This is a genomic window from Rhizobium sp. Rhizsp42, from assembly GCF_047304155.1.
Lineage (GTDB): Bacteria > Pseudomonadota > Alphaproteobacteria > Rhizobiales > Rhizobiaceae > Rhizobium.
In genome coordinates, this window is record NZ_JBGLYS010000012.1 from 124040 (window position 1) to 149640 (window position 25601).

General features: G+C 63.4%; 27 protein-coding genes. 22 read left to right on the top strand and 5 right to left on the bottom strand.

Annotated elements, in window-relative coordinates:
• Window positions 1-67: 67 nt before the first annotated feature.
• Window positions 68-1906 carry an extracellular solute-binding protein gene (locus ACCD05_RS14115; protein WP_413393411.1) on the bottom strand — a complete coding sequence of 613 codons (1839 nt, stop codon included), beginning with the start codon at window positions 1904-1906 and terminating at the stop codon, window positions 68-70.
• 114 nt (window positions 1907-2020) lie between these two features.
• The gene (locus ACCD05_RS14120) at window positions 2021-2635 is read right to left on the bottom strand and encodes a TetR/AcrR family transcriptional regulator (RefSeq protein WP_413393413.1); all 615 of its coding nucleotides are present in this window, start codon (window positions 2633-2635) and stop codon (window positions 2021-2023) included.
• A 51-nt stretch (window positions 2636-2686) separates the two neighbouring features.
• Between ACCD05_RS14120 and ACCD05_RS14125 the strand changes: the two genes are divergently transcribed.
• The 7 genes from ACCD05_RS14125 to ACCD05_RS14155 all read left to right on the top strand — a co-directional run bounded on the left by ACCD05_RS14125 (window position 2687) and on the right by ACCD05_RS14155 (window position 9403).
• On the top strand, window positions 2687-3259 hold the full coding sequence (locus ACCD05_RS14125) for an isochorismatase family protein (RefSeq protein ID WP_413393415.1): 573 nt from the start codon (window positions 2687-2689) through the stop codon (window positions 3257-3259).
• A gap of 129 nt (window positions 3260-3388) precedes the next feature.
• Entirely contained in the window at window positions 3389-4462 is a 1074-nt protein-coding gene (gene mepA, locus ACCD05_RS14130; protein WP_413393417.1) for a penicillin-insensitive murein endopeptidase, read from the top strand.
• A 105-nt stretch (window positions 4463-4567) separates the two neighbouring features.
• Window positions 4568-4951, top strand: a complete 384-nt coding sequence (locus ACCD05_RS14135; RefSeq protein ID WP_047506724.1) for a methylglyoxal synthase — start codon at window positions 4568-4570, stop codon at window positions 4949-4951.
• A 33-nt stretch (window positions 4952-4984) separates the two neighbouring features.
• Window positions 4985-6016, top strand: coding sequence for a glucokinase (locus ACCD05_RS14140; protein WP_413393419.1), 1032 nt, complete (start codon window positions 4985-4987; stop codon window positions 6014-6016).
• A 94-nt stretch (window positions 6017-6110) separates the two neighbouring features.
• Entirely contained in the window at window positions 6111-7898 is a 1788-nt protein-coding gene (locus tag ACCD05_RS14145; protein ID WP_111563123.1) for an ABC transporter ATP-binding protein, read from the top strand.
• 23 nt (window positions 7899-7921) lie between these two features.
• Window positions 7922-8746 carry a 4-hydroxy-tetrahydrodipicolinate reductase gene (dapB, locus tag ACCD05_RS14150; RefSeq protein WP_413393421.1) on the top strand — a complete coding sequence of 275 codons (825 nt, stop codon included), beginning with the start codon at window positions 7922-7924 and terminating at the stop codon, window positions 8744-8746.
• A 21-nt stretch (window positions 8747-8767) separates the two neighbouring features.
• Complete coding sequence (locus ACCD05_RS14155; protein WP_018899221.1) at window positions 8768-9403, top strand: 2,3-bisphosphoglycerate-dependent phosphoglycerate mutase; 636 nt, start codon at window positions 8768-8770, stop codon at window positions 9401-9403.
• A 61-nt stretch (window positions 9404-9464) separates the two neighbouring features.
• Here ACCD05_RS14155 and ACCD05_RS14160 read toward each other — a convergent pair whose 3' ends face one another.
• Window positions 9465-9878: a winged helix-turn-helix transcriptional regulator gene (locus tag ACCD05_RS14160; protein WP_113197192.1), complete on the bottom strand. Its 414-nt coding sequence runs from the start codon at window positions 9876-9878 to the stop codon at window positions 9465-9467.
• A gap of 87 nt (window positions 9879-9965) precedes the next feature.
• On the opposite strand from ACCD05_RS14160, the gene ACCD05_RS14165 reads away from it, so the two are divergent.
• Both ACCD05_RS14165 and ACCD05_RS14170 read left to right on the top strand, forming a co-directional pair.
• Window positions 9966-10832 (top strand): oxidoreductase, encoded by an 867-nt coding sequence (locus tag ACCD05_RS14165; protein WP_413393424.1) that lies wholly within the window; start codon window positions 9966-9968, stop codon window positions 10830-10832.
• Window positions 10833-10915: 83 nt separating this feature from the next.
• Entirely contained in the window at window positions 10916-11074 is a 159-nt protein-coding gene (locus ACCD05_RS14170) for a hypothetical protein (protein ID WP_413393426.1), read from the top strand.
• A gap of 7 nt (window positions 11075-11081) precedes the next feature.
• Here ACCD05_RS14170 and phnF read toward each other — a convergent pair whose 3' ends face one another.
• On the bottom strand, window positions 11082-11813 hold the full coding sequence (gene phnF / locus ACCD05_RS14175; protein ID WP_413393428.1) for a phosphonate metabolism transcriptional regulator PhnF: 732 nt from the start codon (window positions 11811-11813) through the stop codon (window positions 11082-11084).
• Between the two features lie 116 nt (window positions 11814-11929).
• On the opposite strand from phnF, the gene phnG reads away from it, so the two are divergent.
• The 7 genes from phnG (at window position 11930) to ACCD05_RS14210 (ending at window position 17470) form a co-directional block, all read left to right on the top strand.
• Window positions 11930-12415 carry a phosphonate C-P lyase system protein PhnG gene (phnG, locus tag ACCD05_RS14180; RefSeq protein WP_413393430.1) on the top strand — a complete coding sequence of 162 codons (486 nt, stop codon included), beginning with the start codon at window positions 11930-11932 and terminating at the stop codon, window positions 12413-12415.
• Window positions 12415-13038: a phosphonate C-P lyase system protein PhnH gene (gene phnH, locus ACCD05_RS14185; protein WP_018899229.1), complete on the top strand. Its 624-nt coding sequence runs from the start codon at window positions 12415-12417 to the stop codon at window positions 13036-13038. The genes phnG and phnH overlap by 1 nt, the downstream gene beginning before the upstream one ends.
• Before the next feature lie 3 nt (window positions 13039-13041).
• On the top strand, window positions 13042-14151 hold the full coding sequence (locus ACCD05_RS14190; protein ID WP_413393432.1) for a carbon-phosphorus lyase complex subunit PhnI: 1110 nt from the start codon (window positions 13042-13044) through the stop codon (window positions 14149-14151).
• Window positions 14148-15029: an alpha-D-ribose 1-methylphosphonate 5-phosphate C-P-lyase PhnJ gene (locus tag ACCD05_RS14195; RefSeq protein ID WP_413393433.1), complete on the top strand. Its 882-nt coding sequence runs from the start codon at window positions 14148-14150 to the stop codon at window positions 15027-15029. The genes ACCD05_RS14190 and ACCD05_RS14195 overlap by 4 nt, the downstream gene beginning before the upstream one ends.
• Window positions 15030-15300: 271 nt before the next feature.
• Window positions 15301-16077, top strand: a complete 777-nt coding sequence (gene phnK / locus ACCD05_RS14200; RefSeq protein ID WP_018899232.1) for a phosphonate C-P lyase system protein PhnK — start codon at window positions 15301-15303, stop codon at window positions 16075-16077.
• Window positions 16078-16142: 65 nt separating this feature from the next.
• Window positions 16143-16853: a phosphonate C-P lyase system protein PhnL gene (phnL, locus tag ACCD05_RS14205; protein ID WP_413393436.1), complete on the top strand. Its 711-nt coding sequence runs from the start codon at window positions 16143-16145 to the stop codon at window positions 16851-16853.
• On the top strand, window positions 16850-17470 hold the full coding sequence (locus ACCD05_RS14210) for a DapH/DapD/GlmU-related protein (RefSeq protein WP_413393438.1): 621 nt from the start codon (window positions 16850-16852) through the stop codon (window positions 17468-17470). Before phnL ends, ACCD05_RS14210 begins: the two co-directional genes overlap by 4 nt.
• 62 nt (window positions 17471-17532) lie before the next feature.
• Here the strand turns inward: ACCD05_RS14210 and ACCD05_RS14215 are convergent, their stop codons facing one another.
• The gene (locus ACCD05_RS14215) at window positions 17533-18456 is read right to left on the bottom strand and encodes a DMT family transporter (protein ID WP_413393440.1); all 924 of its coding nucleotides are present in this window, start codon (window positions 18454-18456) and stop codon (window positions 17533-17535) included.
• 259 nt (window positions 18457-18715) lie between these two features.
• On the opposite strand from ACCD05_RS14215, the gene rsgA reads away from it, so the two are divergent.
• From rsgA to phnE (ACCD05_RS14245), 6 genes are all read left to right on the top strand, one after another.
• Window positions 18716-19735 (top strand): ribosome small subunit-dependent GTPase A, encoded by a 1020-nt coding sequence (gene rsgA / locus ACCD05_RS14220; protein WP_413393442.1) that lies wholly within the window; start codon window positions 18716-18718, stop codon window positions 19733-19735.
• A gap of 111 nt (window positions 19736-19846) precedes the next feature.
• Window positions 19847-21010 carry an ATP-binding protein gene (locus tag ACCD05_RS14225; RefSeq protein ID WP_413393444.1) on the top strand — a complete coding sequence of 388 codons (1164 nt, stop codon included), beginning with the start codon at window positions 19847-19849 and terminating at the stop codon, window positions 21008-21010.
• A 260-nt stretch (window positions 21011-21270) separates the two neighbouring features.
• Window positions 21271-22116 (top strand): phosphonate ABC transporter ATP-binding protein, encoded by an 846-nt coding sequence (phnC, locus tag ACCD05_RS14230; protein WP_047506748.1) that lies wholly within the window; start codon window positions 21271-21273, stop codon window positions 22114-22116.
• 102 nt (window positions 22117-22218) lie between these two features.
• A complete protein-coding gene (gene phnD, locus ACCD05_RS14235) occupies window positions 22219-23130 on the top strand; it encodes a phosphonate ABC transporter substrate-binding protein (RefSeq protein WP_047506750.1) in 912 nt (303 codons plus the stop codon).
• Between the two features lie 70 nt (window positions 23131-23200).
• Window positions 23201-24181 carry a phosphonate ABC transporter, permease protein PhnE gene (gene phnE, locus ACCD05_RS14240; RefSeq protein ID WP_047506752.1) on the top strand — a complete coding sequence of 327 codons (981 nt, stop codon included), beginning with the start codon at window positions 23201-23203 and terminating at the stop codon, window positions 24179-24181.
• Window positions 24181-25527 carry a phosphonate ABC transporter, permease protein PhnE gene (phnE, locus tag ACCD05_RS14245; RefSeq protein WP_018899241.1) on the top strand — a complete coding sequence of 449 codons (1347 nt, stop codon included), beginning with the start codon at window positions 24181-24183 and terminating at the stop codon, window positions 25525-25527. Before phnE (ACCD05_RS14240) ends, phnE (ACCD05_RS14245) begins: the two co-directional genes overlap by 1 nt.
• Window positions 25528-25601 lie beyond the last annotated feature (74 nt).

Below are 25601 nucleotides of genomic sequence, written 5' to 3' on the forward strand. Positions count from 1 at the left end.
TGATCATGGTCCGAAGTGATTCGGTGGGCCCATTTGGAGCCCAGCCGTCAGGCCAATGCAAGTCCGCTCATTTCTTGGCGGAAGACGACCACCAGACGTCGGGGAAACCGGTCGCGTAGGTCGGGTATTCGGCCGGCCGGGTGATCGTGTTCCAGTAGGTGATCGACTGCGTGTCGCGATAGAACAACGGCACGACATAGTGGCCCGCCATCAGCACGCGGTCGAGCGCCTTGATCGACGCCACCTGCTCGTCGCGATTGGGCGCAAAGATCACCATGCGGATCAGCGCATCGACCGCAGGGTCGGAAATGCCGGCATAGTTGCGCGAGCCCTGCTGGTTGACGGAGCCCGATCCCCAGTAGTCGGCCTGCTCGTTGCCGGGGTTCATCGTTTCGGCCCACACGTTCCAGATCACGTCGTAGTCGAAGCTGCGCACGCGGTTGGTATATTGCGAAGCGTCGACCGTGCGCACCCGCGCATCGATGCCGATCTTCTTGAGATTGTTGGCGTATGGCACGGCCCAGCGTTCGAAGACCGGGCTCGATAGCAGGATCTCGAAGCTCATCGGCTTGCCGGTCTGGGCGTTGACCATGCGGTTGCCCTTGATATCCCAACCCGCTTCCTTGAGCAGCTTGATCGCCGTGCGCAGGTTGTCGCGGCTCTTCTGTGGGTCGCCGCCAATTGGGTTCGAATAGGCGGTGGTGAAGACCGAAGGCGAAAGCTTGTCCTTGAGGCCGTTCAGGATCTCCAATTCGCGCCCCTCAGGCAGGCCGGAGGAGGCGAGCTCGGTGTTCCAGAAATAGCTGTCGATGCGCTTGTAGCTGTTGAAGGCGACGGTGCGGTTCAGCTCCTCGAAGTCGAAGGCATAGTTCAGCGCCTCGCGCACCTTCTCGTCCTTGAACGCGTCACGGCGGGTGTTCAGCACCATTGCCTGCATGATGCCGGTGGCGCGCAGCGCATTCGGCACGTCCTCCTTCTTCACGCGGCCTTCCTTGACTGCGGGGAAATCATAGCCCGTCGCCCAGCGCGCCGCGAGCGTCTCCTGCCAGTAGTCGCTGTTGCCGGCGCGGAACGCCTCGAACTCCACGTCGCGGTCACCGTAATAGGTGTAGTTGATCGAGCCGAAATTGTTCTGCCCGACATTCACGTTGAGATCCTTGCCCCAATAGTCGTCGCGCAGCTCGTAGCGGATCGTGGCGCCAGCCGTGAAGGCGGCGATCTTGTAGGGGCCGGAGCCCATGACAGGTTCCAGCGTGGTCTTGGCGATATCGCGCGGCTTGCCGTCAGGCCCGGTGCCCTCCCACCAGTGCTTCGGCACGACCACCAGCTGGCCGAGGATATTAGGCAGTTCCTTGTTGTTCTTCTCGTCGAAGGTGAAGGTCACGTCGCGCTCGCCCGATTTCTCGGCCTTCACCACGTGCTTGTAATAGTTGGAAGCGAGCGGATTGAGCTCCTTCAGCTTGTCGAAGCTGAAGATCACGTCCTCTGCTGTCACAGGCTTGCCATCCGCCCACTTCGCTTCGGCGCGCAGCCTGAACGTCGCGCTCGAGACGTCGTCGGGAAAGGAAAGCCCTTCGGCCAGCAGTCCGTAGGAGGCGAGCAGCTCGTCGTCGGCTGATTTCATCAGGGTTTCGAACGGCAGCGTCAGGCCGACGGCGGCCTGGCCCTTGGAAAGCAGCGGGTTGAACGTGTCGTAGGTGCCCGATGCCGAAAGCCTCAGATTGCCGCCCTTCGGCGCATCCGGGTTGACGTAGTCGAAATGCTTGAAGCCCGGCTTGTATTTCAGCTCGCCGATCGTGGAGGTTCCGATCCGGAAGACCGGCTCCTGGGCCACGGCCTGCAGGGGCAGGGCGGCAGCGCCCAACAGAGAAAACACCAAACCAAGTCTCGACCACGCACGCGCCATTCGCCAGCCCCAATTGTTTCGCTTTTTTCGAGGATAGGCGAAATGCTGGCGAAAAACAGGTGACGCAACCTTTTTTGTCCGGCTTCGCGCAAATGTGAGCGCAAGCCCGGCTGCTCAGGCCGTCGCTTCCTCCAGCCTTTTGCGCAGCATCCCCCGCAACTCCGCCACCATGCGCGGATCGCCGCCGATGTCGGGATCGTGCGCCGCCGTCACGATGATCCTCAGCAGCTCGAGCACCAGTGCCGACAGAAGGTCGAGATCGTCTCCAACAGAAGGGCTCGCCTTCTGCAATAGCGCCTTGATGTTGCCACGCAGCTCCGCCCGCGATTTCACCTTGCGGTCCTTGGGAATGTCGCGCCGCGCCGCCAGCACCGGAAATTCGCGGTACTCCTCCAGAAAGCTGCCAAGCCGCGCGAAGATAGCGTCGCCAATCTCGGACGCCCGCTTGTCGTCGACCTCGTTTTGCAGCTCGACCAGCGCGGCGTTCAGCTGCCGCATCCGCTCGATGTGTAGTGCTTCGGCCAGCACCGGCTTGGTCGGGAAGAACTGGTAGAGCGAGCCGATCGAGGATTTCGCCTCGGCGGCGATCTCCGTCATCGTCGCGGCCTCATAGCCCTTCTCAAGAAAGATCTTGGCGGCCGCCTCGGTCAGAATGGCAACGCGCTCGTGCCCGCGCTTCTGCTTCGGCGAGCGATCGATCGAATTGGCACTTGATTTTTGTGAGGGCATCCTCATATTTCCAATTGCGAGGATATCCTCATGTTTATTCCGGAGCCTTCCATGTCCCTCTACGATCCCAAGACCACCGCCCTGATCTCCATCGATCTGCAGGGCTTTATCATTTCCAGGCCCGTCGCGCCTCATTCCGCTCAGCAGGTGATCGAAAATACCGCCGCGATCGCCAAGTCGCTGAAAGCGGCCGGCGGCACGACTGTCTTCGTCACCATCGGATTTTCCGCGGACTATGCCGATGCTGTCAACCAGCCGACCGACGAACCGATCGCCTTCCCACAGGGCGGCTTGCCGGCCGAAGCGCTGCGAGAACCGCCGGAGATCGCTGACCTGACGCCGGATGTGCGCATCACCAAGCATCAATGGAGCGCCTTTTACGGCAGCGAGCTCGATCTGCAGCTGCGCCGTCGCGGCATCCGGACAGTCATTCTCACCGGGATCGCCACCAATTTCGGCGTGGAGGCCACGATCCGCGATGCGTTCGCCCACAACTACGCGGTCATTGCCGCCGAGGATGCGATGACGACGTTCACCGTCGAGATGCACGCCTTCGCCTGCGAGCGCATCTTCCCGCGCCTGTCGCGCATCCGCAAAACCGCCGACATCCTCGCCAACGCCTGAGTGCGGCGCTGCCGGCCGGCGCGATGTCTCGCAATCGCCCGTGAAAAACATCGATTCACCAGAATCGCATTTCACGGTAAAACGGGTGCAAATCACTCGACTATGGTCGGCAGCAGTTCAGGATACGGCATGGCTTTCCGCATCGCGCAGGCGCTCTCTTCAATCGGTAAACTGGCACTGGCCACCGCGATCGGCGCCAGCCTTGTCGCCGGCGACGTCGCCGCCCAGCAGAAACAGCCGAGCCCCGGCAGCGCCAAGGCGATCTTCGGCGGTGTCCAGCTTCCGACGCAAGGCGCTCCGCAACCCTTCGGCTTCTATGCCAAGGGCTGCATGGCCGGCGCCGAGGCGCTTCCGACCGATGGTCCGAACTGGCAGGCCATGCGTCTGTCGCGCAATCGCCGCTGGGGCAATCCGGCGATGCTCTCCACCATCGAGCAGCTGTCGCGCGATGCCGCCAAATACGATGGCTGGCCGGGCCTGCTGGTCGGCGATATCGCCCAGCCGCGCGGCGGCCCGATGATCACGGGCCACGCCTCGCACCAGATCGGCCTCGACGCCGATATCTGGCTGACGCCGATGCCCAACTTCCGCATGACGGCCGAACAGCGCGAGGCGCTGCCCTTCACGACCATGCTGCAGAAGAACGCCTTCCTGACGATCAACCCGAATGTCTGGACGCCGGCCCATGCGCGTCTCCTGATGCGCGCCGCGAGCTATCCGCAGGTTGAGCGTATCTTCGTCAATCCGGCGATCAAGAAGAAGATGTGCGACACCTGGACGGGCGATCGCACCAATCTCGGCAAGTTGCGCCCGGAATACGGCCACGATTCCCACTTCCACATCCGCATCAAGTGTCCGCCGGGTGCTGCCAATTGCAAGCCGCAGGCACCTGTGGTGGCCGGCGATGGTTGCGACAAATCGCTCGCCTGGTGGTTCAGCCCGGCGCCCTGGGCCAAGCCCAAGCCGCCGAAGCCGGATGCCAAGCCGGTCAAGCCGCGCGAGGTCATGGTGTCGGATCTGCCCAAGGCCTGCCAGGCGGTTCTCGATGCGCCCGCCGTCTCCTCCGTGCGCGCCGCGACCTATGGCGGCCCTTCGGCTGCCGAAGTGCTCCGCGCTCAGCCTATCGACGCGACGCCCGCCGCCAATGACGACGAGCTGCCCGATCTCGGCCCGATCCCGGATGACAAGCCAGCAGCGCAATGATGCCGGTTGAACACCGCGTCACCGCTCTTTAAAACCCTGATCGCTTCGTATAGAAGCGGTCAAATCGATTGAATTATGCCAGTGAATTTAGAGGGGGAGCTTCTGATGGCCGGCCGCAAGTGCCTTGCGCTCATCGCGCATGACCAGAAGAAGGACGACATGGCGGAATTCGCCCGCCGCAACGAGGAGACGCTCAAGGCGAACTGGACGATCTTCGCGACCGGAACGACCGGCGGCCGCGTTCTCGACGCCGCTCCCTCGCTTGATGTCACCCGCTTGAAAAGCGGCCCGCTCGGCGGTGACCAGCAGATCGGCGCGCTGATTGCCACTGGCGAGGTCGATGCCCTGATCTTCTTCGTCGACCCGCTGACCCCCATGCCCCATGACGTCGACGTCAAGGCCTTGATGCGCCTTGCGATCGTCTATGATATCCCAATGGCACTCAACGAGGCCACGGCCGACAGGCTGATCGCCAATCTTCACGCATAAGCGGCGCGCGAACGCGCAACAACGGAACCTGCCATGCACCAGCTCGATACCAGCGACGCCTCCATGCCCTTCCCGATCCTGATCGGCGATATCGGCGGAACCAATGCCCGTTTCGCCATCATCGAGACGGCCGACGCCGAACAGGTCAATTTCCCGAACGTGCGCACCGCCGATTTCGAGACCATCGACGACGCCATCCGCGCCACCATCCTGGAAAAGAGCGCGATCAAGCCGCGCTCCGCCATCCTCGCGGTCGCCGGCCCGATCAGCGACGACGAAATCCCGCTGACCAATTGCGATTGGGTCGTGCGTCCGAAGTCGATGATCGAAAATCTGGGCATCGAGGATGTCCTGGTCGTCAACGATTTCGAAGCCCAGGCGCTCGCCATCTCCGATCTGGCGCCGGAACACCGCGAACGCCTCGGCAATGCCGACGCCCATGAGGACATGGTCGCTTCCCGCGTCGTGCTCGGGCCGGGCACCGGCCTCGGCGTCGGCGGCCTCGTGCATGCGCGCGGCGTCTGGATCCCGGTTCCGGGCGAGGGCGGTCACGTCGATCTCGGGCCGCGCAGCAAGCGCGATCTCGAAATCTTCCGCTGTGTCGAAACCATCGAGGGCCGCGTTTCGGCCGAGCAGATCCTCTCCGGTCGCGGCATCGTCAATCTCTACCGCGCCATCTGCACCGCCGATGGCATCGCGCCGAAGTACAGCGACCCCGCCGACATCACCTCGCATGCTCTGGCCGAAAGCGACCCCGTCGCCGTCGAGACCATCTCGCTGTTTTCGACCTATCTCGGCCGCGTTGCCGGCGACATGGCGATGATCTTCATGGCCCGCGGCGGCGTGTTCCTCTCCGGCGGCATCAGCCAGAAGATCCTGGCCGCTCTGCGCAAGCCCGAGTTTCGCGCCGGTTTCGAGGACAAGGCGCCGCACACGGCACTGCTCTCGACCATCCCGACCTATGTCGTCACCCATCCGCTCGCCGCACTCTCCGGCCTCTCGTCCTACGCCCGCCGGCCCGATACCTTCGGCGTGTCGACCGATGGCCGCCGCTGGGGTCGATAGCCAAGTCTAGCCAAACGGGCGCCAACTCTTTATAGAGCCGCTCGAGCGCGGGCCGCAGCAGCGGCTCGCATGGTCACGAGACAGGAAGTCTTTATTGCGTTCATCCGATCCCCAGCAGCGCCCCGTCGACAGCGGCACGGTCACCGCCGTCTTGAAGCGCATCATCGCTGAAAACGGCCGCGAGCACATCTGGGGCTACGTCGTCGCCATCAGCTGTCTTGTTCTCGTCGCGCTGTCGACGGCCTTCACCGCCTGGATCATGCGCTCGATCATCGACGAGGCCTTCGCCAACCGGCGCGCCGATGTCGTCTGGGTTATCTGCCTCTCCATCTTCATCGCCTTCGTCATTCGCGGTTTCGCGAGCTACGGCCAGGCGGTGGCGCTGTCGAAGATCGGCAACAACATCGTCGCCCGCTACCAGAGCCGTCTCTACGTGCATCTGATGACGCTGTCGGTCGGCTATTTCAACGAGGCGCGTTCGGCCCGCATCGCCGCCCAGGTCAGCCAGAATGTCGGCGGCATCCGCGATGTCCTCAACCTGACGATTACCTCGACCGCCCGCGACCTCCTGACCTTCGTCGCCCTACTCGGCGTCATGGTCTATCAGGACCCTCTTCTGAGCGTCGCCGTTCTGATTCTCGCGCCGCCGCTGCTCCTGGCGCTGCGCTATCTCTCCAAGCGCCTGCGACAGGCCACCAAGGAAGCGATCGATCTCAACAGCCACGTGCTCGGCGCCATGCAGGAGACCATTCAGGGCATCTCCATCGTCAAGGCGTTCACGATGGAGCGGCAGCTCGAGCAGAAGATCAACAAGATCATCGTCGCCGCCGAAGAGCGCGGCAACAAGATCGCCAAGCTGTCCGAGCGCAACGCGCCGATGACCGAAAGCTTCGCCGGTTTCGCCGTCGCCAGCGTTCTCGCCTACGCCGCCTACCGCTCGATCTATCAGAACGTGCCGCCCGGCGCCTTCTTCTCCTTCGTCACCGCGCTGCTTCTTGCCTATGATCCGGCCCGCCGCCTTGCCAAGCTGCAGGTGCAGATGGAGCGCGCCGCCGTCAACGCGCGCATGATCTACGAGCTGCTCGACATGGAGCCGCGCCAGCGTGATCTGCCGGATGCCAAGCCACTTGTCGTCACCGAAGCCCGCATCGAGCTCAAGGATGTCGCCTTCGCCTATGGCAACGACAATGTGCTCGATGGCGTCAACATGGTCGCCGAGGGCGGCAAGACCACCGCGCTCGTCGGCCCCTCCGGCGCCGGCAAGTCGACGATCATCAATCTCATTCCGCGCTTCTACGATCCGAAGGCCGGCCAGATCCTGATCGACGGCCAGGACATCGCCCATGTGACGAAGAAGTCGCTGCGCGAGCAGCTGGCCTATGTCTCGCAGCAGCCCTATCTGTTCGAAGGCTCGATCCGCGACAACATCCGCTATGGCCGTCCCGACGCCAGCGATGCCGAGGTCGAGGAGGCAGCGCGTCTCGCTTACGCTCACGACTTCATTCTCGCCCAGCCGGAAGGTTATGACACGCCGGTCGGCGAAAACGGCGTGACGCTTTCGGGCGGCCAGCGCCAGCGCCTGTCGATCGCCCGCGCCCTAGTGCGCAACGCCCCGATCCTGCTTCTCGATGAAGCCACCTCCGCGCTCGACACCGAATCGGAAGCGGCCGTCCAGAAGGCGCTCGACGAAGCCATGACCGGCCGCACCGTCGTCGTCATCGCCCACCGTCTTTCGACCGTCGTCCGCGCTGATAAGATCGTCGTCATGCAGCAGGGCCGCGTCGTCGAAGAGGGCAATCACGAGACGCTTGCGAAGCGCAGCGACGGTCTTTACGCTCGCCTCAACAACCTTCAGAGGCCCGCGGCCTCCGAGACTTTCTGATACGTGAATGATGGACGCCTGACATGAGCGATGCTGCGATGAAACTGGTGGTGGTTGGTGCAGCGGGCCGCATGGGACAGGCGCTCATCCGCATGGTCCACGAGATCGAAGGCGTTACCCTGCACGCAGCCGTCGGCCGCCCGGGCTCGCCCTTCATCGGCAAGGATGCCGGCGAGATCGCGGGTCTCGGCCCCAACGGCGTCGCGATCACCGACGATCCGCTGGCCGCCTTCCTCCACGCCGATGGTGTGCTCGATTTCACCACGCCCGCGACCACCAATGAATTCGCAGCACTCGCCGCCCAGGCCCGCATCGTCCACATCATCGGCACCACAGGCTGCTCGGTCGAGGACGAACGGAAGATCTCCGCCGCCAGCCGCCATGCCCGCATCGTCAAGTCTGGCAATATGGGCCTCGGCGTCAATCTCTTGAGCGTGCTGGTCGAGCAGGCCGCGCGCGCGCTCGATCCCGCCGATTGGGACATCGAAGTTCTCGAAATGCACCACAAGCGCAAGGTCGATGCCCCCTCGGGCACCGCGCTGCTTTTGGGTGAAGCTGCCGCCAAGGGCCGCGGCATCGATCTCGCAACGCATTCCGTCCGCGTCCGCGATGGCCACACCGGCGCGCGCGAAGCGGGCACGATCGGCTTCGCCACGCTGCGCGGCGGCTCCGTCATCGGCGAACATTCCGTCATCTTCGCCGGCGAAGGCGAGCGCGTCTCCATGGCCCACAGCGCCGGCGATCGCTCCATCTTCGCGCGCGGCGCCGTCAAGGCGGCCCTTTGGGCGCGCGACAAGAAGCCGGGTCTCTATTCCATGCTCGATGTTCTCGGGCTCTCCCAACACTGATCTCATCAGGAGGAATTTATAATGAGCGGTACCCTCGTCCTCGTTCGCCACGGCCAGAGCGACTGGAACCTGAAGAACCTTTTCACCGGCTGGAAGAACCCGGAGCTCACGGAGCTCGGCGTTCAGGAAGCCAACACCGGCGGCAAGGCGCTCGCCGAAACCGGCATCAAGTTCGACATCGCCTTTACCTCCGATCTGAAGCGCGCCCAGGACACGCTGAAGATCATCCTTGAAAACGTCGGCCAGACCGGCCTCGAGACGATCAAGGACCAGGCGCTGAACGAGCGCGACTACGGCGATCTCTCCGGCCTCAACAAGGATGACGCCCGCGCCAAGTGGGGCGAAGAGCAGGTCCACATCTGGCGCCGCTCCTATGACGTTCCTCCTCCGGGCGGCGAAAGCCTGCGCGACACCGGCGCCCGCGTTTGGCCGTATTATCTGACCGAGATCCTGCCCCGCGTGCTCCGCGGCGAAACCGTACTGGTTGCCGCCCACGGCAACTCGCTGCGCTCGCTGGTCATGGTGCTCGACAAGCTCACCAAGGAACAGATCCTCGGCGTCAACCTCGCGACCGGCGTTCCCATGGTCTACAAGCTCAACGCCGACTCGACCGTCGCTTCCAAGGAAGTGCTCGGCGACATGTCCGGCGCCCACTAAACATCATCGCGCCGCGCGTCTCTCCGATGCGCGGCGCCTCTCCGGACAGACCGGAAGTTCCTTAGTTTTTGGGTCCGTTTTCCGTCTGACCCTTCGGCTTCCGCGCCGCCTCGAAATCCGGCAGCCGGTTGGCGATCCATTGCCAGAGCCCCACCACCTCCACAAGCAGCTCCCCGCCCAGCGGCGTCAGCTCGTATTCCACGCGCGGCGGCACCTGCGGGTAGAGCGTGCGCGTCACCAGCCCGTCGGCCTCCAGCGTCCGCAATGTCTGCGTCAGCACCTTCTGGCTGATGCCCTCCACCCGTTCCAGAACCCGTGAAAAGCGCAGCGGCCCCTTGGCTTCGGCCAGGATATGCATGACGCGCAGCGGCCACTTGGCGCTGGCGCGCTCCAGCATCTCGCGGGCAAGCGCATCCTCGGCATCCGTCAGCGTCTCGCAGAAGTCGAATGTACCATCGTTTAGTTCAGTTACCATAAGGTATGTATAGATCCATGTGGTACCTTCTTTCAAGAAGATACCATCAGGCCTATATGGTCTTTCGACGGATCAAGGAGATTTTCGATGTCACAGGTTTGGTTGATTACAGGCAGTTCGCGCGGCCTCGGCAGGGCGCTTGCGGAGGCGGTTTTGGCTGAGGGCCACAATCTGGTCGCCACCGCGCGCAACCCCGCCCAGCTCGACGATATCAAGCAGCGCTATCCCTCGAGTGTCTTGACGATTTCGCTTGATGTGACGAACGAGCAATCGGCCGAGCAAGCGGTCAAGGCCGCCGTCGAACGCTTCGGCCGGCTCGATGTCCTCGTCAACAATGCCGGCTATGGCGATGTCGGATCGATCGAGGATACCAGCCTCACAGATTTCCGCGCGCAGATCGAAACCAACCTCTTCGGCACCATCATCGTCACCAAGGCGGCATTGCCTCTGATGCGCGAGCAGGGCGCCGGCCACATCATCCAGGTCTCCTCCGTCGGCGGTCGCATCGGCCCGGCCGGTCGTGCGCCCTATGCGGCGGCGAAATGGGGCGTGGAGGGCTTCTCCGAGGCCTTGAGCCGCGAGGTCGGCCCGCTCGGCGTCAAGGTCAGCATCGTCGAGCCCGGCGGCTTCCGCACCGATTTCGCCGGCGCCTCCACGACGCTCCGCGAAGGCCGCCCCGAATATGACGAAACCGTCGGCAAGATGGCCCGCTACCAGCGCGATTACGACGGCAGGCAGCCCGGCGACCCGGCAAAAGCCGCCGCCGCCATCCTCCATCTCGCGCGCCTCGATAACCCGCCGCTGCGCCTGCCGCTCGGCAGCGACGCCATCCGCGCCATCGAGCAGAACGACGCGCAAAGAGCCACCGAACACGCCACCTGGCGCGACCTCAGCCTCTCCACCGACTTCGACGCCGGCAACGGGGCAGGGCACTTTCCGTGGGAGGCGAGGTGAGGGGGCTAAAATAGCGTCAAGCACGCCTGCTTGAGAGCGATTGGACTGGGTGCTACGTTCAGGACCGAGTAGGGAGATGCACCATGACGACCCGGCGTAAGTTCAAGTCGGATGCCTTCGAGGCTATCCATTCTTCCGCGCAGGCGCTGTTCAAGGTCGGCGGCATCGACAAGGCGGCGCTGCGTGACTTCGATGAGGCATGTCTGACGGTGACCCCGGCGATCAAGACGCCGAAGTCCTAGGATAACCTCAATTCTCGATCGTGAACTGCACCCGGTCGGCCGCAAAGCGCGTCACCGAATATTGCACCGGCACGCCGTCGAGATCGGTATTCATCGCCTTGGTGATCAGCACGATCGCGCCCGGCGTCAGCTCCAGCGCCGATAGATCGGCGGCTTCGGCGTGGGCGGCGGTGATCTCGGTGGTGGCGCGGATATAGTCGGATAGGCCGAGTTCGGCGAATGCGCGGGTGATCGATTCGGTCTTCTCGTAGGCGTCACGCATGCCCGCGAAGCGGTCTGCCGGAAACCACGAGGTCGCGCTCGAGACCGGCCGTCCATCCGCCTTGCGCACCGTCTCCAGCCGGATCACGTTTGTCCCCGGCGCAAGCTTCAGCCAGCGCGCCACCTCGTCGCTTGCCGCTTCCTCGCCGTGTCCGAGCAGCAGCCCACGCGTCTCGCGCGCCTGCTCGCCGATGCCGCTGTTGAAGCGCGTCCGCTTGCTGATCGGAAAGTTCAGCCGTTCCTTGCGCTCGATCAGCGTGCCGCGACCCTGGACGGCGCGCACGATCCCCTCCTGCGCCAGCGCCGCGAGCGCGCTCCGCACCGTGTGGCGGTTGACGCCGAACTGCGTGGCCAGCGTCATCTCCGGCGGCACCATGCCTGTTTCGTCGTATGCGCCGGCGCTAATCGCCTGGCGAATCCGGTCGGCGATCTGCCGCCACAGCGCCACGCCCGTCTGTCTCTGAACCTGCCCAGCCATTTTAGCCCTTTATCTTATGTGCCCCCGAAATGTCACACGCTTGTCACCTCGGCGATTTAGGTCTAGGTATAGCTTGTATGGTTGTCTATATCAATAGACATTTAAAGGATGTGACGATGACCTTAGCGGAAAAGAAGGTAGGCAAGACCGAGCTGAGTGAGGGCGACCGGGCGCGCAAGCGCACCGTCGATCTGCTCGCCCGCGCCGAGCGGCGGGAGCTGGAAGCGGCCTGGCAGGCATTGGCGGAAAAGCCGGTGGCGCAAGCCGTGCGCGGCCCCGAAACCGGCCTCGTCATGGTGCGCGGCCGCATGGGCGGCGGCGGTGCCGCCTTCAATCTCGGCGAGGTCACCGTCACCCGCGCCACCATCCGCCTCGCTTCGGGCACCATCGGCCACGCTCAGGCGCTCGGCACCGATCGCGAAAAGGCCCGCCTCTCGGCAATCTTCGATGCGCTCTGGCAGGAACCGGCCACTCGCGACGCAATCGAAACCACCCTGCTTGCGCCGATCGCCGCCCGCGTCGCCGATGCCGACAACAAGAAGGCCGACGAGACCGCGGCCACCCGCGTCGATTTCTTCACCATGGTTCGCGGAGACGACTGATGCCCCTCAAGACCGAAACGCATAATGCCGATGCCCTGTCGGGCGGCTTCGCCGAGCCGGTGTTCCACGCCCAGAGCGTCTTCAAGCTGATGATGGATGCCATGGCTCGCCCCGGCACCATCCAGACCGTGTCGCCTGATGCCGAGCCGCCGGCGCCGCTCGGCATCGCCGCCGGCGCCATCGCGCTGACGCTGTGCGATCACGACACCCCGGTCTGGCTCTCGCCTGCCCTGGCCAAGTCCGCCACGCCGCAATGGCTCGGCTTCCACACCGGCGCGCCGGTCACGCCCGAAAAGGCCGAAGCCCGCTTCGCCTTTGTCGATGAAGGCGCCACGCTCTCCTCCTTCGGCCTGTTTGCCTCCGGCACGCAGGAATATCCCGATCGTTCGACGACGCTCGTCATCGAGCTGCCCGATCTCGAAGGCGGTCGCCGTCTCGCGCTGATGGGCCCCGGCATCAAGACCGTCACCGACGTCGCGCCGCTTGGGCTGCCGGAACGCTTCCTGCATCTGTGGACGGAAAATCGCGCGCTCTTCCCGCGCGGCGTCGACATCGTGCTCACCTCCGGCAGCCGTTTCCTCTGCCTGCCGCGCACCACCAAGATCACCGCAACGGAGATGTGACCCATGTATGTTGCCGTCAAAGGTGGCGAGGCCGCCATTTCGAATGCCCACCGCCTGCTCGCCGATCGCCGTCGTGGTGATCGCGCGCTCCCCGCCATCGGCATCGAGCAGATCGTCGCGCAGCTGACGCTCGCCGTCGACCGCGTCATGGCCGAAGCCTCGCTTTACGACCGCACGCTGGCTGCACTCGCCGTGCGCCAGTCGCGCGGTGATATGATCGAGGCGATCTTCCTGCTGCGCGCCTACCGCACGACCCTGCCGCGCTTCGGCTATTCGCAGCCGATCGACACGGCGCAGATGAAGATCGAGCGCCGCGTCTCCGCCACCTACAAGGACCTGCCCGGCGGCCAGCTGCTCGGTCCGACCTTCGATTACACCCATCGCCTGCTCGACCCCTCGCTGCTCGAGGATCGCGCCGTCGAGGAGCCGGTGCTGCGCGAGGCCGAAACCGGCCGCGTCATGCGCGTCTCCGAGATCCTCGCCCATGAAGGCCTGATCGAGGGCGATGGCGAAATGCCGGAGGATCACGAGATCGGCGATCTCACCCGCGAGCCGATGGAATTCCCGATGAGCCGCGATCTGCGCCTGCAGGCGCTCGCCCGTGGCGACGAGGGCTTCCTTCTGGCGCTCGGCTATTCCACCCAGCGCGGCTATGGCCGCAACCATCCCTTCACCGGCGAAATCCGCATCGGCGAGGTCGAGGTGGAGTTCGATGTGCCCGAGCTCGGCTTTGCGGTTTCGCTCGGTTCCATCCAGGTCACCGAATGCCAGATGGTCAATCAGTTCAAGGGCTCCTCCAAGGCGCCGCCGCAGTTCACCCGCGGTTACGGTTTGGTCTTCGGCCAGAGCGAGCGCAAGGCCATGTCCATGTCGCTGGTCGACCGTGCGCTGCGCGCCGGCGAGCTCGGCGAGGATGTCACCGCCCCCGCGCAGGACGAGGAATTCGTCATCTCGCATGCCGATAACGTCCAGTCGACCGGCTTCGTCGAGCATCTGAAGCTGCCGCACTACGTCGATTTCCAGGCCGAGCTCGATCTCGTCCGCCGCATGCGCAACGACTTCGACGCCGCCCGCAACGGTGGCGATGACGATCTCAAGGAGGCAGCCGAATGAGCGATCTCGCCACGTACAACTTCGCCTATCTCGACGAACAGACCAAGCGGATGATCCGCCGCGCCATCCTGAAGGCGATCGCCATTCCCGGCTATCAGGTTCCTTTCGCCTCGCGCGAAATGCCGATGCCTTATGGTTGGGGCACCGGCGGCGTGCAGGTCACGGCCTCGATCATCGGCCCCGATGACGTTCTGAAGGTCATCGACCAGGGCGCCGACGACACCACCAACGCCGTCTCCATCCGCGCCTTCTTCCAGAAGGTCGCCAATGTCGCGGTCACCACGCACACGAAGGATGCCACCGTCATCCAGACTCGCCACCGCATCCCGGAAGAAAAACTCGGGGCGGGGCAGGTTCTGGTCTACCAGGTGCCGATCCCCGAGCCGCTGCGCTTCCTCGAACCGCGCGAAACCGAGACCCGCAAGATGCATGCGCTTGAGGAATACGGCCTCATGCACGTCAAGCTCTACGAGGACATCGCCCATAACGGCCGCATCTCCAAGACCTACGCCTACCCGGTGAAAGTCGCCGGCCGCTACGTCATGGACCCGTCGCCGACGCCGAAATTCGACAATCCGAAAATGCACATGTCGGACGCGCTGCAGCTCTTCGGCGCCGGCCGCGAAAAACGCATTTACGCCGTCCCGCCCTATACCGAAGTCGTCAGCCTCGATTTCGAGGACCACCCCTTCGAGATCCAGCGCTTCGGCAAGCCCTGCGCGCTCTGCGGCGCCGAGGACGTCTACCTCGACGAGGTGATCCTGGACGACAAGGGCGGCCGCATGTTCGTCTGCTCGGATACAGATCACTGCGAGGACCGCCGCGAGCATGGCCATGTCGGCGAGATGCTGGCGCAGGGTCGGGAGGCTGCGGAATGAGGGAGTTTTCAAGCTGGCGTTCTGCCGGGGATACCCCCCTCTGCCCTGCCGGGCATCTCCCCCACAAGGGGGGAGATTGGCTGGGCGCAACCGCTCGTTCCACATTCATTGGCTGGCGTAAACATCGCAACGAGTCGATCTCCCCCCTTGTGGGGGGCGCGAAGCGCGGGCCGAGACACGCGGCTCGGCCCCGGCAGTCCGGCAGGACAGAGGGGGGTAACCCACCCGCCACGCTCCATGTCCTCACACACACATCCGCGGAGGCATAGCCATGACCGACACCCCCCTTCTCAAAGTCAACGACGTCTCGAAATTCTACGGCAACCGCATCGGCTGCAAGAACGTCTCCTTCGAGCTCTGGCCCGGCGAGGTGCTGGCGATCGTCGGTGAATCCGGCTCCGGCAAGACCACGCTCTTGAACTGCATCTCCACCCGCCTGATGCCGACGACGGGAAGCGTCGAGTATCACATGCGTGATGGTCAATACCGCGATCTCTACCACATGAGCGAGGCCGAGCGTCGCTTCCTGATGCGCACCGACTGGGGCTTCGTGCATCAAAATCCGGCTGACGGTCTGCGCATGACGGTGTCGGCCGGCGCCAATGTCGGCGAACGCTTGATGGCGATCGGCGATCGGCACTATGGCAATATCCGCGCCACCGCGGTCGATTGGCTGAGCCGCGTCGAGATCGACGAGAGCCGCATCGACGACCAGCCGCGCGCGTTTTCCGGCGGCATGCGCCAGCGCCTGCAGATCGCCCGCAACCTCGTCACCGGCCCGCGCCTCGTCTTCATGGATGAACCGACCGGTGGTCTCGACGTCTCCGTCCAGGCCCGCCTGCTCGATCTCGTTCGCGGCCTCGTCAACGATCTCGGCCTTGCGGCCATCATCGTCACCCACGACCTCGCCGTCGCCCGCCTGCTGTCGCACCGGATGATGGTGATGAAGGACGGCCACGTCATCGAGCATGGCCTGACCGACCGGGTGCTCGATGATCCGCGCGAGCCCTACACCCAGCTCCTCGTCTCCTCGATCCTGCAGGTATAGTTGAGAGCGCAATCCGTAAGCCGGCTAATCTAACGGATTGTCGCCAGAAACCAGGGAAGTCAATCATGGCAACGCCACTCGTTGTTTCAGAAGTCTCCAAGAGCTTCACCATGCATCTGCGCGACGGCATCAAGCTGCCTGTCGTCTCGGATGTCTCCTTCTCCGTCGCCTCGGGCGAATGCGTCGTACTCGGCGGCCCCTCGGGCATCGGCAAGAGCTCGCTGTTGAAGATGATCTACGGCAATTACGCGGTCGATAGCGGCCAGATCCTGGTCAAGCACCAGGATCGCCTCGTCGATCTCGCCACCACCGATCCACGCACCATCATCGAGGTGCGCCGCCAGACGCTGGGCTATGTCAGCCAGTTCCTGCGCACCGTGCCGCGCGTCGCGGCAATCGATGTCGTGGCCGAGCCGCTGGTTGCCCGTGGCACGAAAGCGGATATCGCGCGTGAAAAGGCAGCCGAGCTGCTCGCCAAGCTCAACCTGCCCGAAGCGCTCTGGCAGCTCCCTCCCGCCACCTTCTCCGGCGGCGAGCAGCAGCGCGTCAACATCGCCCGCGGCTTCATCACTGATCACACCATCCTCCTGCTCGACGAGCCGACCGCTTCGCTCGACGCAAAGAACCGCGCCGTCGTCGTCGAGATGATCGCCGAGAAGAAACAGAAGGGCGTCGGCCTGCTCGGCATCTTCCACGACGAGGAAGTGCGCGAGGCCGTCGCCGACCGCATTCTCGACGTGCAGAAGTTCTCGCCACGGAGGCCGATCGCAGCATGAGCCGTTTGTTGTCAGAGCAACCGATGATCCACGACACTGCGTTGGTGGAAACCACGACACTCGGCCGCTACACCAAGGTTGCAGAACTCTGCCGCATCCGGGAGAGCGAGATCGGTGACTATTCCTATGTGATGGAACATGGCCATCTGTGGAACGTGCGAATTGGCAAGTTCTCCAATATCGCGGCCTTCGTGCGCATCAATGCCACCAACCATCCGGTCGAACGCGCGACGCTGCACCACTTCACCTATCGGCCCGGTGATTACTGGGGTGATCTGGAGCCGGAGGAGGCGGAATACTTCGCTGCCCGTCGGGCAAGGACCGTCACGATCGGTCACGACACGTGGATCGGCCACGGAGCAACTATTCTCACAGGCGTCACCATCGGCAACGGCGCCGTCATCGGCGCCGGCGCGGTCGTCTCGAAGGATGTCGCACCCTACACCATCGTCGGCGGCGTGCCCGCCAAGCTCATCCGCGAGCGCTTCGGCAAAGAGATCGGCGAGCGCATGGACAAGCTGGCCTGGTGGGATTGGGAGCACGACCGGCTGCGCGTGGCACTCGCCGATTTCCGCGCCCTCAACGCCGAGGATTTCCTGGCGCGATACGAGGCCTAAGCCGCCTATCCGGATGCATCAAACCTCTCCGGCGCGGATGGATCGCCATTCGCGCCGGGCCATTAGCTCAGGCTGATCAGCGCGGTGCCGGCGATGGCAAGTGCGGCCCCGCCCCAGGCATGCGCACGCGGCATCTGCCCGCTGCGCAGCCACACCATCGGCAGGATGACGACAGGCGTCATCGAAGACAGCGTCGAAACGATCCCGACATTGCCGGTCTTCAACGCCGCCATCAGAAGCGACATCCCGAGCGCCGTTCCGAAAAAGGCGGCGGTGGCCGCAAGGCCGAAATCCCGCGCCCGAAAGCCGTTCGCCTGCGCCTGTACCCGGGGCAGCGCCAGAAGCGCCCAGAAGCAGATCACCGCCAGCCCGGAACGCACCGCCATCGCCGTGAAAGGCTCGACACCGGCAGCCATCGCCGGCCGCGCCGTCAGGCTCCCCAGCGCCTGCCCGAGCGCGGTGATGACCCCAAGCGTTATCCCGAGCATGGAGACGGGCGGCGTAGACGGCGCCGGCTCCGCGATCGGCTCGCCATCGGCAAGCGGGATCATCGGCGCCGGCCGACGCCGGCGAAAGCCGATGGCAATCACGATGCCGCATAAAATGAGCACGACCCCGAACCCCTGGCGCAGATCGATCGTCTCGCCCAGTGCGACATAACCGAGCACCAGCGCGAATGGCGACGCCAGCGAAAACAAAAGCGCCGTCACGCGCGGTCCGGCCGTATAGATCGCCGCGAAATAGGTGGTGCTGGCAATTACGATCCCGAACACGCTGGAGGCTAAAAGCGACCCGAGCTGCCAAGCCCCAAGCGTCGCCCACCCGCCGGCAACAGTCGCCGCCAGCGCCGTCATCACGAAAGCCGCAGTCAGCTGCCAGCGCGCAAGCTGCATCAACGGCACCCGCCCGTTGAGCTCGTTGATGAACATCGAGCTGAGCGCGATGCAGGTGGCCGAACCAATGGCGAAGGCTTCCGAGACGAACATGGAGATTTCCTTGAGGGGCAACGCAGCTTTCAGGAAAGTCTCGCGGGAAATCAAGATGCTATGAAGCGCGAATGACACCAATCTCTGCCGGTGGCTTTCGCGTCGACAGCATCCGGGATCGGCTGTCGTTTTCCGCCCGGATGTCTCGCATGGTGCAAACCCCATATCTTCCCGCCGAAGCTTCCGCTAATGTCCGCGTCACCACGCGTCCCTTCACGGAGCTAACCTTGACCCATACGCCGCAGTCCCCGGTGAACCTTTGACGACCGATCACGAAGCGACATTCCTGGCCTCGCTCGGCTGGTCCGCGTTCTTTTCCGATCAGCTGACGGATGACGATCATGGTCTCATCCCCCGTCGCATCGCCGAAGTGCATCGCAGCCGCCTGAGCGTCACATCGCTGGACGGCCTGATCCGGCTCAAGATCTCGCATCAGCTGAATACGTCCGAATTCGCAGTCGGCGACTGGGTCATGGTCGATCCCGAGGATGATAGCCTTGTGCGCCGGCTGGAGCGCCGCACGCTGCTGCAGCGTCGCGTCGAAGGCCGCCAGGGCCAGCAGCTCGGCGCCGCCAATGTCGACACGCTTCTGATCGTCACCTCCTGCAACGCCGATTTCAACGTTGCCCGCCTCGAGCGCTACATGGCGCTCGCCAACCAGGCGGAGACGACGCCCGTCATCGTGCTGACCAAGGCTGACCTCGCCCCAGATGTCGCGGAATACGAAGCGCAGGCGAAAGCCCTGCAGCGCGATCTCGCGGTGGTCGTGCTCAACGCCAAGAGCGAGGATGCGGCTTCGGCGCTTGGTCCATGGAGCGGGTTCGGCCAGACGCTGGCGCTGATCGGCTCCTCCGGTGTCGGCAAGTCGACGCTGGTCAATGCGCTGGCGGGGCTGAGCGGCGAGGGCTCGCAGGCAACCGGCGGCATCCGCGAACGCGACGCCAAGGGCCGCCACACCACGACCGCCCGCTCGCTGCACGCCATGGCCGGCGGCGGTTGGGTCATCGACACGCCGGGTATGCGCACGCTCCATGTCAGCGATGTGCAGGAAGGGATCGAGCAGGTCTTCTCCGAGATCACCGAGCTTGCCGAACACTGCCGCTTTCGCGATTGCACCCACGACCACGAACCCGGCTGCGCCGTCCAGGCCGCCGTCAAATCAGGCACACTGGCGCCCGAGCGTCTCGCCCGCTGGCGGGTGCTGCGCGACGAGAACGACAAGAACACCCCGAAGATGACCGGGCCCAAGGGCAACAAGGTGCTGCAGAAGCGGCGGTGAGGGGGCGGGAGTGCTTAGCCATCACATGACTAGCCATCTCTAGGGAAGTCTACTATTTTTCACTAGACTTTCCTATGCATTGCTAGACATCGCTCGAACCTCGGGAAATTCATGGACCCGTTTCGCAATCCATTCGCGCCTGGCGCGGGTAGTCGTCCGCCGGAACTCGCAGGCCGGGATCTCATTCTCGAATCTGCCAAGATTGCCTGCGTGAGGGCCGTAAAGGGCAGGAGTGCTCGCTCGCTCATGCTGCTTGGTCTTCGCGGTACCGGAAAGACCGTGCTGCTCAACGAGATCGGTCGGATTGCGGAGCAAGAGGGCCTGCTAGTTTCCAAGGTAGAGTCTCCGGAAGGAGAGAGCCTCGCCCGCCTCATCTATCCGGAAATGCGCAAAGTCATGCGATCATTGTCTGGGGTGGAAGCGGCAAAGCAAATCGCAACGCGCGGTCTGCGCGGGCTGAGGAATTTCGCTTCGATATTCAAAATCGAAATTGCCGGTGTGGACGTCGGGGTGGAACCGGAATCTGGTTTGGCTGACACCGGTGACCTCCAGTATGATCTGCCGGATCTTTTCGTGTTGATCGGAAAGGCTTCACAGGCCGCGGGACGTGGCTGGATACTTCTGATCGATGAAGTCCAGTATTTGTCCGATGCTGACCTTTCCGCACTGATCGTTGCGCTGCATCGAATATCTCAGGATGGCCTGCCCGTTCTTTTGGTTGGCGCAGGTCTGCCACAGATTGCACGCCTCGCAGGCGAAGCGAAGTCATATGCCGAACGGCTCTTTCAATATCCAGCCGTGGGCGCTCTTGACCCGGCCTCCGCCGCGCAAGCTGTCAGGAATCCTATAATCGAGGAAGGTGCCACTATCGCGCCGGAGGCACTCGAGCTTATCGTAGAACGAACAAAAGGGTATCCGTTCTTTCTTCAAGAGTGGGGTTCCGTAATGTGGAATGATGCCGGAGGACCGGAAATCACTTTTGCGGATGCAGACCATTCCTACACAGAGACACTGGCGTTGCTCGACGAAGGATTTTTTCGGGTGCGGATCGATCGCTTGACGAAAGCAGAGATCCAGTTCGTAAAAGCGATGGCAGGACTGGGGAATGGGCCTTATGCGATGGCGGATGTCGCCCAGGCCATGGAGCGCACGCAGAAGTCGCTGGGGCCGACACGAGCAAGCATCATCTCAAAAGGCATGATCTACAGCACGGATCACGGATATCTCGATTTCAGCGTGCCGCTTTTCGCCGAATACATGCGACGCCAAGGCTGATCCATCCAGCTCAGCCTCCTAGACCGGAGAACTCTCCGGGTATTGCCGTGTCCGCGATCGCATCGCCGATCACGAACGCCGGTCCACGCCGTCGCACTCGCCTCATCCCACATCTGTCACAGAATTGTGACCCCACTGTCACGTTTCAATCCACAGTAGCCCCGTTTGTGACAGCACTTACACAAAACTGACATTGGAGCTTCATGGACCGGGCCTAATGCACTCCCTCATATCGCGTTTGGGTTATGAGGAAGAGCATGATGTTCGAGCTGAAGAATGTCACCCGTCAATTCGGCAAGAAGATCGCCGTCGATTCCGTGACGCTTGACATCCCTCAGGGCCAGATGGTCGGCATTATCGGCCGTTCAGGCGCCGGCAAGTCGACGCTTCTGCGCATGATCAACCGCCTGCAGGAGCCGAGCTCCGGCTCGATCCATTTCAACGGCACGGAAGTGTCGGGCCTGCGCGGCAAGTCGCTGCGCAACTGGCAGCGCGATTGCGCCATGATCTTCCAGCAGTTCAATCTCGTGCCGCGCCTCGACGTGATGACCAATGTCATCCTCGGCCGTCTCAACCATCGCTCCACCGTGCTTAGCCTGCTCGGCGTCTTCACCCGCGAAGAGCGCGTGCAGGCGATCGCGGCGCTTGAGCGCCTCGGCATCGAGCAGACGGCGCTGCAGATGGCCGGCACGCTTTCGGGCGGCCAGCAGCAGCGCGTGGCGATTGCCCGCGCTCTCATGCAGGCGCCGAAGATGCTGCTTGCCGACGAGCCGATCGCCTCGCTCGACCCGCTGAACGCCAAGATCGTCATGGACGCGCTGCGCGATATCAACGAGCGCGAGGGCATCACCGTCATCACCAACCTGCACACGCTCGACACCGCGCGCAGCTATTGCGAGCGCATCGTCGGCATGGCGGGCGGCCGCGTCGTCTTCGACGGCAAGCCGTCCGAACTGACGGCCGACGCCGTCAACGAGATCTACGGCACCGACAAGAACGGCGCCGGCATCGACGAGACCATGACGTCCACCAGCCTGGATAACATCAAGGGCAAGCAGCAGGACGCCGTATCCCGCGTGATGGCCGCCTCCGCCGTCATGCGCTGACAAGTTTCCGGCCGGGGGAAAAAGCCGGAAAAGCACAGATCCCCGATCTCTCTGAAGACAGTAACTCAAAGTCACTGACAAACGTCACCAAAGGAGACTACCATGTCTGCGTTCCGCAAGATCCTGATGGCAACGATCGCCATCGCCACCGTTGCAGGCCAGGCCTACGCTCAGGACGTCAAGGTCCTGCGTATCGGCCTCGACGGCGGTGAAAACGAAGCCGACCAGGTTCGCCGCACCGAGTGCGTCAAGCCGGGCCTCGTTGCCGCTACCGGCGTTTCGGAAGTCCAGATCTTCCCGTCGCCGAACTATAACGGCGTCATCCAGGGCCTGCTGGGCGGCACCATCGACCTCGCTGTCATGGGCGCTTCCTCCTACGCCTCGATCTACCTCAAGGATCCGAACGCCGTTACGCCGGTTCTGACCACCAAGCAGGAAGACGGCTCGACCGGTTACTACTCGATCATGGTCGCCCGCAAGGATTCGGGCATCAAGACGCTCGCCGACGCCAAGGGCAAGAAGCTCGGCTTCGCCGATCCGGACTCGACCTCGGGCTACCTCGTCCCGAACGTCTCGCTGCCGAAGGATGTCGGCATGCCGGTCAAGCAGTACTTCTCCGAAACCGGCTTCGGCGGCGGCCATGAGAACCTCGTTCTCGGCGTTCTCGACAAGAAGTTCGACGTCGGCACCACCTTCGGCTCCGCCACCGGCGATTGGGCCCAGGGCTACACCTCCGGCAACCTGCACATCATGGTCACCAAGGGCCTGCTCGACATGGACGATATCGTCCAGGTCTGGAAGTCCCCGCTGATCCCGAACGGCCCGCTGATGGTTTCCAACAAGTTGCCGTCCGACATCCAGAAGAAGGTCACCGCCTACTTCGCCGAACTGCCGAAGACCGACAAGGGCTGCTTCGACAGCTTCACCGGCGGTGGTTACGTCGATTGGTCGCCGGTCGACCAGTCTTTCTACCAGACGATCATCGACGCTCGTAAGTCGGTTATCGGCGGTTGATCCGAACCTCTGAATAAACTCGCGGCGGCATCATCATGGTGCCGCCGTTCGTTCAACAAGGATGCTCAACATGGCGCACGTGGCCGAAACCGACCACATGGGCGGACTGCAGCAAGGCTCCCGCACAATTCTCGATCATTACCAGCAACAGGTCCGGACACGGCGTATCTACACCGTGATCTCGATCGTTGTGTTCCTGATCGTCCTCGGCGCCTCGCTCGATTTCGCCAACAGCGCCAATTCGGGCAAGTTCTTCGAACGTCTGCCCTATCTCTTCGACTTCATGAAGCATTTCGTGCCTGATAGCCCGCTCGAAATCTTCAGGGCGATGTTCGACCTGCCGTCGCCCTATGCCGATGGCTCGATCAAGTATGATTACGTCAGCGATCGCGTCTACATCACCGACAGCTTCTACATCCCGAATTTCTTCTACCAGCTGGCGATCACCATCAACGTCGCCATCGTCTCGACCATCCTCGGCGCATCCGGCGCCTTCGTGCTCTGCTTCTTCGCCTCGACCAATCTGGTCGGCGCCGGCGCCACCCGCTGGGTCGTGCGCCGTATCATGGAAATCCTGCGCGCCTTCCCGGAGATCGTTATCGCCGGCCTGCTCGCCGCCATCCTGTCGATCGGCCCGATCTCGGCCATCATCGCGGTGTCGATCCACACCATCGGCGCGCTTGGCAAGCTGTTCTTCGAAGTGGTCGAGAATGCCGACATGAAGCCGGACGAGGGCCTGCGCGCATCCGGCGCCAGCTGGCTCGAGCGCGTCCGCTTCGCCATCCTGCCGCAGGTCATGCCCAATTTCGTCTCCTACACGCTGCTGCGCCTCGAGATCAACGTGCGCGCCTCCACCATCATCGGCGCCGTCGGCGGCGGCGGTATCGGCGAGGTCTTCAGCCTGGCGATCGGTCGCGATCACGCCGCCAAGACCTATGCCATCATCATCCTGCTTCTGATCACCGTCGTCTGCGTCGACCAGTTCTCCGCCTGGCTCCGCCGCCGCATGATCGGCAAGCAGTCCTTCGAATTCGGCCGAGGAGCAGCCTGATGTCGTCGCTCACAGTCAATGCCGCCGATCGCCAGCGCCTGCTGGACAATTATCCCGAAGTCTTCCACCGCAGCTTCATGCAGCGCTGGGGCCTCGCCCTCATCGCCGGCCTGGTCATCATCTACCTCGCGCTCGCATTCAATTTCTTCAAGGTCATCCCGACCTTCGTCAACGGCAATTGGGACCGCGCCTCGATCTACGTCCAGGACTGGTATTCCTGGCGCGCCCAGCCGCGCCTGCGCTTCGTCGATGGCAAGGTCGTGCCGCAGTGGACGAGCCGCGGCCAGTATCCGAAGGATGCCGTCATCGCATGGATGCTGCCGACCGCAGCCGGCGGCTACACCGTCACCTACGGCAGCGATGCCGACCGCATGGAAGTGACGCCCGAGCGCGTCGACGTCTATCTCGGCGGCAAGCTCTATCCTGTGGAGATCACCAAGGATCGCGCCATCCTGCCGCCGGGCGCGCCCGCCGTCATGAAGCAGGACGACAGCAAGGTCACCGTTTCCTTCGGTTTCGAGGGCCAGGCGGAAATCCGCTCGACGCAGGTCTATGTGCAGCGCCGCTTCCTCGGCTGGGCCAATTTCTTCTTCGACACGCAGTCGCCCTTCTGGGGCAAGAGCCTCGTCGATGTCGCCGGCCTCATGCTGTCGGGCGATCGCATCGATCCCGCGCAGTCCAACGCCTCGCTGGTGCTCGACAATTTCCTCAACAATGCCAGTTGGCAGCACGGCGATATCCTGTCGAAGCTGATGCAGACGCTGGTCATGGCCTTCGTCGGCACGCTGCTCGGCTCGCTCTTCGCCTTTCCGCTGGCCTTCATCGCCGCGCGCAACATCACGCTCAACCGCTCGGCCAACTGGGCGACGAAGCGCCTCTTCGATTTCCTGCGCTCCATCGACATGCTGATCTGGGCGCTGTTCTTCACCCGCGCCTTCGGCCCCGGGCCGATCCCCGGCATCGCCGCCATCTTCTTCACCGACACCGGCGCGCTGGGCAAGGTCTATGCCGAGGCGCTGGAGAATGTGGATGACAAGCAGCGCGAGGGCGTCAAGTCGGTGGGCGCATCGCCCGTCGTCGTCCAGCGCTTCGGTGTGGTGCCGCAGGTCTTGCCGATCTTCATCTCGCAGTCGCTCTATTTCTGGGAATCCAACACCCGCTCGGCCACCGTCATCGGCGCCGTCGGCGCCGGTGGTATCGGTCTGAAGCTCCTGGAATCCATGAAGACCAATTCCGATTGGGACAAGGTGGCCTACATGGTGCTCCTCATCCTCATCGTCGTCTTCGTCTTCGACAATATCTCCAATGCGCTGCGTTCGCGGGTGATGGGCAAAAAGACCCATTGATGGGTCTTGATCATCATCATTCTGTCACGGAAATCTTTTAGCCGGAAGCAAGCTTGCGGCGGGCGGTCAAATCA